The organism is Micromonospora sp. NPDC052213, assembly GCF_040679695.1.
Classification (GTDB): Bacteria; Actinomycetota; Actinomycetes; order Mycobacteriales; family Micromonosporaceae; genus Micromonospora.
Genome location: NZ_JBFAVI010000051.1, coordinates 25,558 through 39,773, shown reverse-complemented (window position 1 = coordinate 39,773; position 14,216 = coordinate 25,558). Strand labels below are relative to the sequence as shown.

Here is a 14,216-nt window from a genome sequence, read left to right as displayed (position 1 = left end):
GCCCGCCGGCTTCCGGCGGGCCCGTCCGTGTCCGACCCGGCCGACCAGGGCGAGACGAGGGAGCAGGCGACGTGCCGGCGCCCGGTCGGCGTCACTCCTCGCCGCCGCGCAGGCCGACCAGGACCTCCTCCAGCTCGTCGGGCTTGACCAGCACGTCGCGGGCCTTGGAGCCCTCCGACGGGCCGACCACGCCCCGGGTCTCCATCAGGTCCATCAGCCGGCCCGCCTTGGCGAAGCCGACCCGCAGCTTGCGCTGCAGCATGGAGGTCGAGCCGAACTGCGAGGTGACCACCAACTCGACGGCCTGCACCAGCAGGTCGAGGTCGTCGCCGATGTCCTCGTCGATCTTCTTCTTGCCGCTGTCGGGCGCGGCGAGCACGTCGGGGCGGAACTCCGGCTCGCGCTGGTCCTTGCAGAACTTCACCACGTCGGCGATCTCGCGCTCGGTCACCCAGGCGCCCTGGATCCGGATGGGCTTCGAGGCGCCCATCGGCAGGAAGAGACCGTCACCACGGCCGAGCAGCTTCTCCGCGCCCGGCTGGTCGAGGATGACCCGCGAGTCGGCCAGGGAGGAGGTGGCGAACGCCAGCCGGGACGGCACGTTCGCCTTGATCAGGCCGGTGACCACGTCGACCGAGGGGCGCTGGGTGGCCAGCACCAGGTGGATGCCGGCGGCCCGGGCGAGCTGGGTGATCCGGACGACCGAGTCCTCCACGTCGCGCGGGGCGACCATCATCAGGTCGGCCAGCTCGTCCACGATCACCAGCAGGTACGGGTACGGGCGCATCTCCCGCTCGCTGCCCGGCGGGGCCTTGATCTCGCCGTTGCGCACCTTGCGGTTGAAGTCGTCGATGTGCCGGACCCCGTTGGCGGCGAGGTCGTCGTAGCGCATGTCCATCTCGCGGACGACCCACTCCAGCGAGTCGGCCGCCTTCTTGGCGTTGGTCACGATCGGCGTGACCAGGTGCGGGATGCCCTCGTAGCCGGTCATCTCGACCCGCTTCGGGTCGATCAGCAGCAGCCGCACCTCGTCCGGCGTGGCCCGGGTGAGAATGGACACCAGCAGCGAGTTCAGGCAGGACGACTTGCCCGCGCCGGTCGCGCCGGCGATCAGGATGTGCGGCATCTTGGCGAGGTTGGCCACCACGTAGCCGCCCTCGATGTCCTTGCCGAGCGCCACCACCATCGGGTGGTGGTCGCCGGTGGCGGCCCGCGAGCGCAGCACGTCGCCGAGCGCCACGTTCTCCGGGTCGGTGTTCGGGATCTCCACGCCGACCGCGCTCTTGCCCGGGATCGGGCTGAGGATCCGCACGTCCGGTGACTTCACCGCGTACGCGATGTTGCGGGAGAGCTGGGTGATCCGCTCGACCTTGACGCCCGGGCCCAGCTCCACCTCGTAGCGGGTGACCGTCGGCCCGCGAGTGAAGCCGGTGACGGCGGCGTCCACGTCGAACTGCTCGAAGACGCCGGTGAGCGCGGCGATCACCTCGTCGTTGGCCCTGCTCCGGCTCTTCGGGGCCGCGCCGCTGCTGAGCATGTTCGCCGGCGGCAGGGTGTAGTCGCCGGCCAACCCGGTCAGCGCGAGCTGCTCGGCCCGGGTCGGTGCGGGCGAGTGCTCCGGCGGCTCGACCGGCTTGCGGCTGGCCGGAACCTTGCCGGGACGCTTGCGGGGCAGCACGAGGGTTTCCTGGAGGTCCGCCCCGTCGAGTTCGTCGTCGAACTCCGCCGGGTCGACCGGCGGCGGTGCCGCCCGCTTCGTCGCGCGCTTGCGGGCGGGCTTCGCGGGCGCCTCGTCCGTCTCCTCCTCGGCCGACGGGGCGACCAGGGTGCCGGCGAGCAGGCCGAGCCGCTCCGGGATCTTGTTGATCGGCGTCGCGGTGACCACCAGCAGGCCGAAGACCAGCAGCAGGATCAGCAGCGGCACGGCGACCCAGGCGGTGACGGCCCGTTCCAGCAGGCTGCCCACGCCCGCGCCGACCAGGCCGCCGGCGAAGTCGCGCTGGACCGCGTCGACCGGGTTCTGCCCGATGTGCAGCATCGCGGCGGTGGCGACCAGCATCGAGCCCCAGCCGACCAGCCCCCGGCCGCGGTGCTCCGGGTCGCCGGGCTCGCGCATGAGGCGCCAGGCCCCGATCATCAGCAGCACCGGCACCACGATGGCGATCGCACCGAGGAAGAGCCGGACGGTGTCGGCCAGCTGCTCGCCGACCGGGCCGGCGCCGGAGAACCAGATGGCCACCGCGCTGAGCAGGGCGAGGCCGAAGACCAGCAGCCCCGCGCCGTCGCGGCGGTGCTCCGGGTCGAGCCCTCGGGCCGAGGCGGCCTGCCGGCCGGCGGCACGGAACGCCCACCCGACGCCGTGCGCCAGCCCCATCCACAGTGCGCCGACCGCGCGTCCGACGAGGAGCCCCGGGCTCGGCCGCGCCGCGGGCCGCCGCCGGGGGGCCGCCCGGGCGGTCTTCTTCGCCGGCTGGCGGGCACGGCTGTTCGTGGTGCCACGCGGCGACGCGCCGCGCCGCCGACTCGCCTGAGAGGTACGGCCCGCCATAGCATCAACTTAACGGCGTGACCCGGCAGATCGCCGCTTTTCCGGGTCGTGTCCGCGCGTCGCAGCGCGGACCGCGCCGCTTCACGTGATATCTGCCTCAGAAGGGATGCCCGATGGCGTCGCCGGGAATCGAGGACGGTCCGGAGGGCCCCCTGGCCGGACACCCGGCGGCGCTGCGACCGCTGACCGGTGAGCTGATCGCCGCCGTGCTGCGCAGCCGGGGGTACGTGGTCCAGGCCGACGCGGACGGCGACCTGGTCGGCCGCTGGGCCGACAGCCTGATCTGGTTCCTGCGGCCGGGCGCCGCCGGTGAGCTGCTCCAGGTCCGCACCCTGGCCGCGCCGACGTTCCCGATCGAGTACGTGCCGGCGCTGCACGCCTTCTGCAACGCCTGGAACCACGACCGACTCTGGCCGAAGGCGTTCGTGCACGTCGAGGACGACGGGCGGGCCCGGGTCTGCGGCGAGGTCATCACCGACCTGGAGCGCGGGGTCACCCCGCACCAGCTCGACCAGTTGCTCGACTGCGGCATCGCCACCGGCTGCCAGCTCGCCACCGAGGTCGCCCGGCTGCCCGGCGGGGTCGTGGCGTGACGGGCCGGGGCGGGGAGCCGGCCCCTCGCGGGCTGGACCCCTTCGGGCCGACCGGCCGGTGGGGCGGGCGGCGGCGCGGGGGCGGGCACCGGGACCCGGCGCTGGCCGAGGCGCTCGCCGACGCCCGGGACGCGCCCGACGGCGAGGCCCGCAGCGCGGAGCTGGAACGGATCGCCGCGCACGCCGACGCCACCGGCGACGACCGGTCCGCGGTGGAGGCCCGGTTCGCGCTGATCGAGGGCTACCTGCTGCACGGGGAGCGGTGGCGGCTGGTCGAGCCGGTGCGCCGCTGCCTCGCCGCCGTCGACCGTCGTCCCGACCTGCTGCCCGGCCCGGACGCCGCGCTGCTGCTGCGCTACCAGCGGTACGCCGTGGAGGCCCTGCTCGGCAGCCCCCGGGTCGGGCTGGACCAGGCCCGGGCCATGCTGGACGACCTCGCCGCCCGGGCCGCCGCCCGCTCCCCCGTCCCGCCGGACGCCGGCGACGCAGCCGATCCGGCGGGCGGGACAGCCTCCGGCGGTGCCGCCCCGGCGGGCGCCACGGGCCACGGCGGCGCCCTGGCGGACGTCACCGGCCACGGCCGCGCCCCCGCGGACGCCACGGGTGACGGCCGCGCCGGCGGGTCGGGCGGGGACGCGGCGGTGGTCGCCGAGCTGCGCTGCCGGATCGCCGACCACCTCGGCGACGAGCCGGCCGCCCGGCGGTGGTTCGACCGCTGGTCGGCGGTCGGGGCAGGGCCGGCCGGCGGCTGCCCCGGCTGCGCGCCGGCCCGGCGGGCGGACCTGCTCGCCGGATGGGGCGACCACCGGGCCGCGCTGGACGCGCTGGCGGACGCGCCGGCCGGCACGGGCGACTGCACCGAGCAACCCGAGCGGGCGCTGGCCGCCGGGCTGCTGCCCTGGCTGCGCGTCGGGGAGTCGGAGCGGGCGGCCGAGGCACACGTGCGGGCGTACCGGCGGCACCGGCGGGAGCAGGCCGCCTTCCCGTACCTCGCCGCGCACCTGCGGTGGTGCGCGCTGGGCGGGCACCCCGCCCGGGGGCTGGACGTCCTGGCCGAGCAGCTGCCCCGGCTGGACCGGCCGCACGACGACCTGTCCGCGATGGAGTTCGCCGCCGCCGGGGCGCTGGTCTGCGCGCTCGCCGTCGAGGCGGGGCTGGGGGGCCGGACGGTGCACCGACCCGGGTACGGCGACCGGCCGGCCGCCGACCTCGACGTGGCCACGCTCGGCGCCACCCTGCTCGGGTTGGCCACCACGCTGGCCGGCAGCTTCGACGCCCGCAACGGCACCGGCCACCAGTCCGGCCGGATCGCGTCCTGGCTGGCCGAGCGGCCGCTCGTCGCACCGGTGCCGCTGCCGCCGGACGACGCGCCCGACGACGACCCGGGCGATCCGGCCGACGACGGCCCGCCGGCCGACGGGGAGCCCCGCCCGCTGAGCGTGGAGATGATCACGGCCGCCCTGGACCGGCGCGGGGACCACTACGCCGTGGACGCCGACGGCACCGTGGTCGGCCGGTGGGGCGAGGCGCTCATCCAGTTCCGCCGGGCCGGCGAGCGGGGCGAGATCCTCCGGGCGCGCGCGGTGGCGAGCCGCCGGCTGCCGGCCGACCGGCTCGCCGAGGCGTACGCGTTCTGCAACGCGTGGAACCACGACCGGCTGCTGCCGAAGGCGTACGTGCACGACCTCGGGGGCGAGCTGGTGCTGGCCGGCGACGTCAGCACCGACCTGGCGCACGGGGTGGCCCCGGCCCAGCTCACGGTCCTGCTCGACGCGGCCGTCGACACCGGCGTCGCGTACGCCGATGCGGTGGCCGAGCTGCCCTGACCGGCCGGGGCGGGGCTCACGGGTGAGGTCCGAAACCCGCCGGACGATCTTCTCCCGCCCTGGTGGACTCGTGCCCATGACGACGCACCGACAGCGCACCGCCCTGCTCCTGCACTCCCTGCACCGGCCCGGCTCCCCGCTCGTGCTGCCCAACGCCTGGGACGCGGCCAGCGCGCGGATCGTGGCCGACTGCGGCGCGACCGCCGTCGCCACCACGAGCGCCGGCGTCTCCTGGAGCCTGGGCGCGCCGGACGGCGACGAGCTGGACCGGGACCTCGCCCTGGCGGTGGTCGCCCGCGTCGCCGCCGCCGTCACCGTCCCGGTCACCGCCGACATCGAGAGCGGGTACGCCGCCGACCCGGCCGGGGTCGCCCGCACGGTGACCGCGGTGCTCGCCGCCGGCGCGGTCGGCGTCAACATCGAGGACGCCCCGCCGGCCGGGACGTCCCCGCTGCGCCCGGTCGACGGGCAGTGCGCCCGCATCCGGGCGGCCCGGGAGGCCGCCGACGAGGCGGGGGTACGGCTCTTCGTCAACGCCCGCACCGACGTGTTCCTGCGGGCCGTCGGCGACCCGGCGGACCGGCTGGCGGAGACGCTGCGCCGGGCGGAGGCGTACCGGGCGGCGGGCGCGGACGGCATCTTCGTGCCGGGCGTGGTCGACGCGGAGACCATCGGGGCACTGGTCGCCGGGATCGACGGGCCGGTCAACGTGCTCGCCGGGCCGGGGTCGCTCCCCGTGGCCGCCCTGGCCGGGCTGGGCGTGGCCCGGGTCAGCCTCGGCTCGGCGCTCGCCGAGGCCGCGTACGGGCTGGTCCGCCGCGCCGCCACGGAGGCGCTGCACTCCGGCTCGTACGACTCGCTGGCCGGCGCGATCAGCTACGGCGAGCTGAACGCGCTGCTGGCCTGAGCCGACGGCCCACGGCGACGCCCGCCGGCACACGGGGTGCGGGCGGGCGTCGGTGGAGCGGGGGGGTCAGACCTCGACGACGGTGGGCACGATCATGGGCCGGCGCCGGTACGCGTCGTTCACCCACCGCCCCACGGTGCGCCGGACGATCTGCTGGAGCTGGTGCGGGTCGGTGATGCCGTCGGAGGCCGCCCGGTTCAGCGCCTCGGTGACCAGCGGGACCACCGGGTTGAACGCCTCCGGGTCCTCCGAGAAGCCCTTGGCGGAGACGGTGGGACCGCCGACCACCTTGCCGGTCACGGAGTCGACGACCACGGTGGCGGCGATGAACCCGCCGTCGCCGAGGATCCGCCGCTCGGTGAGCAGCGACTCGCTCACGTCGCCGACGGCGAGGCCGTCGACGTAGACGTAGCGGCTCTTCACGTGCCCGACGAGGCTGGCCCGGCCCTCGACGAGGTCGACGACGTCGCCGTCCTCGCAGAGCACCACGCGGTCGGGGGCGACACCGGACTCGATGCCGAGCCGGGCGTGCGCGCGCAGGTGCCGCCACTCGCCGTGCACCGGCATCAGGTTGCTGGGGCGTACCACGTTCAGCAGGTAGAGCAGCTCGCCGGCGGGGGCGTGGCCGGAGACGTGCACCTTGGCCACGTCCTTGTGCACCACCACCGCGCCGGCGCGGGCCAGCCGGTTGATGACCCGGTAGACGGACGTCTCGTTGCCGGGCACCAGCGACGAGGCGAGCACCACCGTGTCGCCGGGGGCGATGGTGATGTGCCGGTGGTCGCCGCTGGCCATCCGGCCCAGGGCGCTCATCGGCTCGCCCTGCGAGCCGGTGGACATCAGCACGATCTGCTCGGGCGGCATGGTGGTCGCCTCTTCCAGCCCGACGACCAGTCCGGCCGGGATGTTGAGCAGCCCGAGGTCGCGGGCGATGCCCATGTTGCGGACCATGGAGCGGCCGATCAGGGCGACCTTGCGGCCGTGCTCGGCGGCGGAGTCGAAGACCTGCTGCACCCGGTGCACGTGTGAGGCGAACGAGGCGACGATGATCCGGCCGCGCGCCTTCGCGAAGATCGAGTCGAGCACCGGCCCGATCTCGCGCTCGGGGGTGACGAAGCCGGGGATCTCCGCGTTGGTGGAGTCCGACAGCAGCAGGTCCACGCCCTCGGCGCCGAGCCGGGCGAACCCGGCCAGGTCGGTGATCCGGCCGTCCAGCGGGAGCTGGTCCATCTTGAAGTCGCCGGTGTGCAGCACCAGGCCGGCCGGGGTGCGGATGGCCACCGCGAGCGCGTCCGGGATCGAGTGGTTGACCGCGAAGAACTCGCACTCGAACGGGCCGAGCCGCTCCCGGCCGCCCTCCCGCACGGTCAGCGTGTAGGGCTGGATCCGCCGCTCGGCGAGCTTCGCCTCGACCAGGGCCAGCGTGAACTGCGAACCGACCAGCGGGATGTCGGGCTTGTGCGCGAGCAGGTAGGGCACCGCGCCGATGTGGTCCTCGTGGCCGTGGGTGAGCACGATCGCCTGGACGTCGTCGAGCCGGTCGAGGATCGGGCCGAAGTCCGGCAGGATCAGGTCGACGCCGGGCTGCTCCACGTCCGGGAAGAGCACCCCGCAGTCGACGACGAGCAGCTTGCCGTCGTACTCGAAGACGGTCATGTTGCGACCGATGGCGCCGAGCCCGCCGAGCGGGATGATCCGCAGCCCACCCTCCGGCAGCGGCGGGGGCAGTTCCGCCTCGATGTGCGCCTCGGTCACGCGTCCACCTCATTCTGCGGCGCCGTCACCCGGCGCCCGTCGTGTCGTTCGGTCATTCGGGCAGTTCCAGGCCCGCCGCCGCGCAGTCCGCGCGGAGCTGGGCGATCTCGTCGTCGGTCGCGTCGACCAGCGGCGGACGCACCGGACCGGCGGGCATCCCGGCGGCGGCCAGGCCGGCCTTCACCAGGATCACGCCCTGGGTGCGGAAGATGCCGGTGTACAGCGGCAGCAGCCGCCGGTGCAGGTCCAGCGCGCCGGCGGTGTCCCCCGCGTCGTACGCCTCGATCATCCGCTTGGTGAGCGCGCCGGTGAAGTGGGTCGAGGTGCCGACCACACCGACGGCGCCCACGGCCAGCGCGGGCAGGGTCAACGAGTCCTCGCCGCTGTAGAAGGCGAGGTTGGTGCGGGCGGTGACCCAGCCGGTCGCGGTCAGGTCGCCCTTGGCGTCCTTCACCGCGACGATCCGGCCGTGCTCGGCCAGCCGCACCATCGTCTCGGTGGCGATCGGCACGCCGGAGCGGTGCGGGATGTCGTAGAGCATCACCGGCAGCCCGGTGGCGTCCGCGACGGCGGTGAAGTGCCGCAGCAGGCCGGCCTGCGGCGGCTTGTTGTAGTACGGGGTGACCACGAGCAGGCCGTGCGCGCCGGCCTTCTCCGCGCCGGCGGCCAGCTCGATCGTGTGCCGGGTGTCGTTGGTGCCGACCCCCGCCACGATCTTGGCGCGGTCGCCGACGGCCTCCACCACGGCCCGGATCAGGTGTTCCTTCTCCGCGTCGGTGGTGGTCGGCGACTCGCCGGTGGTGCCGTTGACCACCAGCGCGTCGTTGCCCTGCTCGTCCACCAGGTAGCTGGCGAGGCGCGCCGCGCCGTCGAGGTCGAGCGAGCCGTCGGCGGTGAACGGGGTCACCATGGCCGTGAGCACTCGCCCGAAGGGGCGGGACACCGCCCGGGCGGGGGTGTCAGGGTGGTCGTGCGTCATGCCACCAACCTAGCGGACGACCACCGGCACCCCGCCGGGGAAGGGCTCAGGACAACTCGGCGTGCGGGCTGGCGGCCACCTCGGTGCCGTCGGGCAGGGCCGAGATGACGAAGTCGGCGAAGACGTTCGGGGCGACCCGCTGGAGTTGCCGCAGGCACTCCACCGCCAGCTCACGGATCTCGACGTCGGCGTACTCCGTGGCGCGCATGGCGATGAAGTGCCGCCAGGCCCGGTAGTTGCCGGTGACCACGATCCGCGTCTCGGTGGCGTTGGGCAGGACGGCGCGGGCCGCCTGGCGGGCCTGCTTGCGCCGCAGCGTGGCGTTCTCCACGTCCGCGAAGCGCCGCTCCAGCCCCTCCAGCAGCTCGTTGTACGCGCGCACGCTCGCCTCGGCGGCCTCCACGAACTTCTTGTGCAGCTCCGGGTCCTCGGCGATCACCGTGGGCTCGACCATGGCGGCGTCCCGCTCCGGCACGTACCGCTGGGAGAGCTGGGAGTAGGAGAAGTGGCGGTGCCGGATCAGCTCGTGGGTGAACGAGCGGGACACGCCGCTGAAGTAGAAGCTGACCGAGCCGTGCTCCAGCACCGAGAGGTGCCCGACCTCCAGGATGTGCGCGAGGTAGCCGGCGTTGGTGGCCGTGGCCGGGTTGGGCTTCTTCCAGCTCTGGTAGCAGGCCCGGCCGGCGAACTCGGCCAGCGCCTGGCCGCCCTCGGCGTCGGTCGACCACGGCACGTCGTCCGGGGCCTCGAAGTGGGTCCACGCGATGAGCTTGACCTGGGGCTGCACCATGTCCGGCATTCCTGGCACTGTAGTGGCCCGGCGGTCGCGGGGGAAAGTTGGGCTCACGGGCCGAACGGGTCGTTGAGCTGCGAACGGTCGGACAGGTGCCGGTCCGCCTGACCGACACGTGGCCAAGGTCTCGGCGCGCTCGGGCCGCCACTGGGTGGGATGCGCGACGACGCTGTCGAGCTGCCCCACAGCTGGGGCAGCCACCCGAGCGGTCGGGACGCCGGCGACCACCACCGGTCGGCGGCACGAACGACAGCGTTCACGACCGGCGGGCCGGCGACCGCCGCGCCCGACCCACCCGACCCGGCCGGGGAATCGGGAGGCGTGGGCCGCCTCGGGAGCGCGGCCCATGCCTCGGGAGACGCGGGTCGCGTCGGGAGGGAGGGTCAGACGTAGAGCGAGGTGAACGGCGCCCAGGGGAGGTTGCGTACCACCGAGAAGGCCAGCCAGGCGGCGAGGAAGCCGCCGATCACCTTCGAGCTGAGGTGCAGCTCGGGCAGGCGCCAGCCGAACGCCTGCTTCCCCGCCCAGGCGACGAAGAGGTAGGCCAGGAAGGGCAGCGCGAAGACGAAGAGGAAGTGGTGCCGGGCGGCGGCCGGCAGGTCGCCGTGCAGCACGTACCAGAGCGCGCGGGTGCCGCCACAGCCCGGGCAGTCCAGCCCCGTGGTCAGCTTGAGCAGGCAGGTCGGCGCGGCGTCCGGCGCGGCGTGGGTCGGGTTGCTGAGCAGCGTGTAGCCGATGCCGGCGGCGACGCAGCCGAGCGCGGCCAACGGCACGGCCCAGCGCGGCGAGCGGTCGTAGAGGCGGACGACGAAGCGGGTCAGCCGGTCCGGCTCAGGCACCGGGTAGGGCGGCACCGGGTAGGGCGACGCCTGGCCCGCGGGCCAGGCACCCGGCTCACCGGCCGGCCACGCACCCGGCTCGCCCGCCGGCCCCGGGTCGGGCTGCCCCGACCGAGACGCCTGGGGCGGGGCGTCAACCCCGCCGCTCTGCGGATGCGGCTGGGGGGCCGGCCCGTCAACGCTCGTCACGTGGCTCACCGTACACCGGCCACGCCCAGCAGCGCGGCGGCCAGCGGGGCGGCCAGGTCGCCGGCGGCGGGCGGCGCCACCGCGTCCAGGCCGAGCCAGCCGGCGAGGCGGTGCAGCTCGGCGGCGAGTGCCAGCGCGGTCTCGCCCGGGTCGGCGCCCGGCTCGACCCAGGCGGCCGGCACCAGCAGCACCCCGGCCTTGCGATCGGCCTTCAGGTCGACCCGGGCGGTGAACCGCTCCCCCTGCAGGAAGGGCAGCACGTAGTAGCCGTGGACCCGCTGCGGCGCCGGGACGTAGATCTCGATCCGGTAGCTGAAGTCGAAGAGCCGCTCGGTGCGGGCCCGCTCCCAGACCAGCGGGTCGAACGGGCTGACCAGGGTGTTCCCGCGCACCCAGCGGGGCAGCCGCGCCCCGGCGTGCAGCCAGGCGGGCTGCCGCCAGCCCTGCACGGCGACCGGCAGCAGCTCACCCGCCTCGACCAGCTCCGCGATGGCCTGCCGGGCGCCGGCGAGGGGCAGCCGGAAGTAGTCGCGCAGCTCCGGTTCCGCGGCCACCCCGAGCGACCGCGCGGCGATGGCCACCAGCGTGCGGTACGCCTCGGCGTCGGTCGGCGTGGGCGCGTCCAGCACGGTGGCCGGCAGCACCCGCTCCGGCAGGTCGTAGCGGCGGGCGAACGAGGTGGTGCGGTCGGCGGCGGCCACCTCGCCGGCCCAGAAGAGGAACTCCAGCGCCCGCTTCACCGCCGACCAGTTCCACCCCCAGTTGCCGGTCTCCCGGGGCGCGTCGTGCTCGATCTCGGCGGCGGTGAGCGGCCCCCGGGCGGCCACCTCGTCACGGACCCAGGCGACCAGGCCGGGCTGCTCCTCGGCGATCCGGCGCATCCCGCCCCACGCCTCCGCGCGGGCCCGGGCCATCCGCCAGCGCAACGCCGGGTGCAACCCGACGGGGACCAGCGACGCCTCGTGGCCCCAGTATTCGAACAGCTCCCGGGGACGTCGGTAGGCGGCGGTGTCGAGCAGCGACGTCGGGTAGGGCCCGAGCCGGCTGTAGAGCGGCAGGTAGTGCGCGCGTTGCAGGACGTTGACCGAATCCATCTGGATCAGCCCGACCCGGGCGAGCACCCGGCGCAGGTGTCGGCGGGTGGGCACGCCGGTGGGCGCGGGGTCGGCGAAGCCCTGGGCGGCGAGCGCCACCCGGCGCGCCTGGGCGAGCGAGAGTGATTCCGGTGCGGCCATCGTCGGGCACCCTAATCCACGCGTACGACACCGGAGCGGACGCTGGACCGATCGCCCGCCGGGGCATAGAACGGACGCATGCTCACGATCCGGCGCGAGGAGCCCGAGGACGCCGAGGCGGTCGCCCGGGTGCACATCCACGGGTGGCAGGCCGGCTACGCGGGGATCATGCCCGAGGAGGTGCTGCGGCGCCTCAACGTCGCGGCCTGGGCGCAGCGCCGCCGGGACCTCGGCACCGCCGATCCGGAGCACCCGTTCACCACCCTGCTCGCCGAGGCCGACGGGACGCTGGCCGGGTTCACCACGTTCGGGCCGTACCGGATCAACCAGGACCGGGGCGACCTCGACCTCGCGCACGGGGAGGTGGTGGCGATGTACGTCGAGCCGGCGCACTGGGGCGACGGCACGGCGGGGGCGCTGCTGGCCTCGGCCCGCGCCGGGCTGGCCGGGCGGGGCTGGTCCGACTACCGGCTCTGGGTGCTGGCCGACAACCACCGGGCCCGCCGGTTCTACGAGCGGGCGGGGCTGTCACCGGACGGTGAGCGGTCGACCTACCCGGTGCCGTTGGCCGGCGGGCGCCCGCCGGTCGGGCTCGTCGAGCTGCGGTACGCCGGACGCCTCGACGGCTGACCCGGCCGGCGTCGCCCAGCGGCGGCTGGTCCGGCCGGCGCCGCCGACGCGACGGACCGGCAGGAACGCCAGCAGCGCCAGGCTGATCCAGACGTAGGTGTTGCTGCCGAGGAAGCCGTCGAACCCGGTGAAGTCCTTCTCCCAGGCCCAGACGATCCGGCTGATCAGGAAGCCGTACCCGACGATCGCGGCGCCCAGCAGGACGCGGCGCCGCCGGCCGCCGGCCGGTGCGGCCATGCCGTTGTCCACCAGCAGGATCAGCGCGGGCAGCAACCAGACCAGGTGGTGCACCCAGGTGACCGGGCTGACCAGACACATCACCGCACCGGTCAGCGCCAGGCCGGTCGCCTCGTCGCCGGCGGCCACGGCGGCCCGGGAGCGCCACGCCCACAGCGCCAGCGTGGCGAGCACCAGCGCCAGCCAGGCCAGGGTGCTCGGGTGTTCCGGGTTCAGCCGGGCGACCACCCCGCGCAGCGACTGGTTGGAGACGAACGCCAACTCGCCCACCCGGCCGGTGTTCCACAGCGCCTCGGTCCAGAACTCCCGCGACGCGTCGGGGAAGAGCGCGGCGGCCAGCAGGGTCGCGCCGGCCGCGGCGGCCATCGAGGTGACCGCGGCCCGCCAGCGCCGGGTGACCAGCAGGTAGACGATGAAGATGCCCGGGGTCAGCTTGATCGCCGTGGCCAGGCCGATGCCCACCCCGGCCCAGCGGTTGCCGGCCGGCAGCAGCCGGAGCAGGTCGACCGCGACCAGGAAGAGCAGCAGCATGTTGACCTGGCCGAAGTTGACCGTCTCGCGCATCGGCTCGTACGCGGCGGCCAGGCAGAGCGCCACGGCGAGGGCGAACCAGCGGGTCCAGCCGGCCCGGCGGGAGATCGGGTCGACCAGCCACCAGAACAGCACGGCGGTGACCACCACGCTGGCGGCCACGCTCACCACGATCGCCGCCGACCACGGCAGGTACGCCATCGGCAGCATGACCAGGGCGGCGAAGGGCGGATAGGTGAAGCCGTACTGCGTGCCGGGCTTGAGGAAGTCGTAGATCTCCCCGCCGTCGTGCACCCACCAGGTCAGCGCGCCGTAGTAGACCTTCAGGTCGAAGAAGCCGTGCCGGACGGCCGCCACGGACAGGAACGCGGCCACCGCGACGGCGAGCCCCACCACGCTCACGACCTGCTGGACCGTCCGTCGGGGACCCTGCGCCACCGTCGCCTCCCTCGCCCTGCGTAGGCTTCCGTCCCATGGCTCTCGGGTACGTCCGCCCGGCGCGTCCGGAAGACGCCGGCGAGATCGCACGCATCCAACTCGCGACCTGGCGGGTCGCCTATCGCCGGATTCTGCCCCGGCACGTGCTCGACAACCTGGACGAGGCGTGGCTCGCCCGGCGGTGGAGCGCGGCGGTGCAGGAGCCGCCCTCCGGCACGCATCGGGTGCTCGTCGCCGTCGAACAGGCCGAGCAATCGTATCTGGTGGGGTTCGCCGCCTCGGGTCCGGCCGATGCCGAGGCACTCGCCCCGGGTGAGCCGGCCGAGGCGCTCGGGCCCGGCGTGGCGGCGGTGACCGACCTGCTGGTGGAGCCGCGCTGGGGGCGGCGCGGGCACGGCAGCCGGCTGCTCGCCGCGACCGTCGACCTGTGGCGCGCCGACGGGTTCGCCCGGGCGGTGGCCTGGGCGTTCGACGGCGACGAGGCGACCCGGAAGTTCCTCACCAGCACCGGCTGGGAGCCCGACGGCGCGGCGCGCGCCCTGGACGTGGAGGACATGCTCGTCCCGCAGCTGCGCCTGCACGTGGCGGTGCCGACGGAGGCGGACCCCGCGGACGCGACGCCCACGGAGGCGACGCTGCCGGACGCCCCGCCGGCCGGGTCGGTGCCGTCGCCGGCGCCCCCCGTGGACTGACGACACGCCTCCACGCGGGCCCGG

11 protein-coding genes and 1 pseudogene are annotated in these 14,216 nt (G+C 75.1%); 5 read left to right on the top strand and 7 right to left on the bottom strand.

What is annotated here, in order from left to right; translation table 11 throughout:
• Nucleotides 1-91 precede the first annotated feature (91 nt).
• Nucleotides 92-2,548, bottom strand: a complete 2,457-nt coding sequence (locus AB0L34_RS15350) for a DNA translocase FtsK 4TM domain-containing protein (RefSeq protein WP_363705138.1) — start codon at nt 2,546-2,548, stop codon at nt 92-94.
• A gap of 113 nt (nt 2,549-2,661) precedes the next feature.
• Here AB0L34_RS15350 and AB0L34_RS15345 point away from each other — a divergent pair, with 113 nt between their 5' ends.
• From AB0L34_RS15345 to AB0L34_RS15335, 3 genes are all read left to right on the top strand, one after another.
• Nucleotides 2,662-3,141 carry a YbjN domain-containing protein gene (locus AB0L34_RS15345; RefSeq protein ID WP_363705137.1) on the top strand — a complete coding sequence of 160 codons (480 nt, stop codon included), beginning with the start codon at nt 2,662-2,664 and terminating at the stop codon, nt 3,139-3,141.
• Nucleotides 3,138-4,967, top strand: a complete 1,830-nt coding sequence (locus tag AB0L34_RS15340) for a YbjN domain-containing protein (RefSeq protein ID WP_363705136.1) — start codon at nt 3,138-3,140, stop codon at nt 4,965-4,967. The genes AB0L34_RS15345 and AB0L34_RS15340 overlap by 4 nt, the downstream gene beginning before the upstream one ends.
• A gap of 76 nt (nt 4,968-5,043) precedes the next feature.
• Nucleotides 5,044-5,874, top strand: coding sequence for an isocitrate lyase/phosphoenolpyruvate mutase family protein (locus AB0L34_RS15335; protein WP_363705135.1), 831 nt, complete (start codon nt 5,044-5,046; stop codon nt 5,872-5,874).
• Nucleotides 5,875-5,940: 66 nt separating this feature from the next.
• Here AB0L34_RS15335 and AB0L34_RS15330 read toward each other — a convergent pair whose 3' ends face one another.
• From AB0L34_RS15330 to AB0L34_RS15310, 5 genes are all read right to left on the bottom strand, one after another.
• Nucleotides 5,941-7,629 carry a ribonuclease J gene (locus AB0L34_RS15330; RefSeq protein ID WP_350705029.1) on the bottom strand — a complete coding sequence of 563 codons (1,689 nt, stop codon included), beginning with the start codon at nt 7,627-7,629 and terminating at the stop codon, nt 5,941-5,943.
• A 52-nt stretch (nt 7,630-7,681) separates the two neighbouring features.
• A complete protein-coding gene (gene dapA / locus AB0L34_RS15325; RefSeq protein WP_357454212.1) occupies nt 7,682-8,608 on the bottom strand; it encodes a 4-hydroxy-tetrahydrodipicolinate synthase in 927 nt (308 codons plus the stop codon).
• A gap of 46 nt (nt 8,609-8,654) precedes the next feature.
• Nucleotides 8,655-9,398, bottom strand: coding sequence for an FAD-dependent thymidylate synthase (gene thyX / locus AB0L34_RS15320; RefSeq protein ID WP_357454283.1), 744 nt, complete (start codon nt 9,396-9,398; stop codon nt 8,655-8,657).
• Nucleotides 9,399-9,784: 386 nt separating this feature from the next.
• Nucleotides 9,785-10,438 (bottom strand): DUF2752 domain-containing protein, encoded by a 654-nt coding sequence (locus AB0L34_RS15315; RefSeq protein ID WP_363705134.1) that lies wholly within the window; start codon nt 10,436-10,438, stop codon nt 9,785-9,787.
• A complete protein-coding gene (locus AB0L34_RS15310; protein WP_363705133.1) occupies nt 10,435-11,664 on the bottom strand; it encodes a crosslink repair DNA glycosylase YcaQ family protein in 1,230 nt (409 codons plus the stop codon). The genes AB0L34_RS15315 and AB0L34_RS15310 overlap by 4 nt, the downstream gene beginning before the upstream one ends.
• Nucleotides 11,665-11,742: 78 nt before the next feature.
• Here AB0L34_RS15310 and AB0L34_RS15305 point away from each other — a divergent pair, with 78 nt between their 5' ends.
• Nucleotides 11,743-12,294: a GNAT family N-acetyltransferase gene (locus tag AB0L34_RS15305; RefSeq protein WP_350705022.1), complete on the top strand. Its 552-nt coding sequence runs from the start codon at nt 11,743-11,745 to the stop codon at nt 12,292-12,294.
• On the opposite strand, the gene AB0L34_RS15300 is transcribed toward AB0L34_RS15305, so the two are convergent.
• The gene (locus AB0L34_RS15300) at nt 12,193-13,500 is read right to left on the bottom strand and encodes a glycosyltransferase 87 family protein (protein WP_363705132.1); all 1,308 of its coding nucleotides are present in this window, start codon (nt 13,498-13,500) and stop codon (nt 12,193-12,195) included. The two genes, AB0L34_RS15305 and AB0L34_RS15300, sit on opposite strands and share 102 nt — an antisense overlap.
• 35 nt (nt 13,501-13,535) lie before the next feature.
• On the opposite strand from AB0L34_RS15300, the pseudogene AB0L34_RS15295 reads away from it, so the two are divergent.
• Nucleotides 13,536-14,099, top strand: a pseudogene (locus AB0L34_RS15295) (GNAT family N-acetyltransferase); the annotation flags it as partial.
• Between the last annotated feature and the right edge of the window lie 117 nt (nt 14,100-14,216).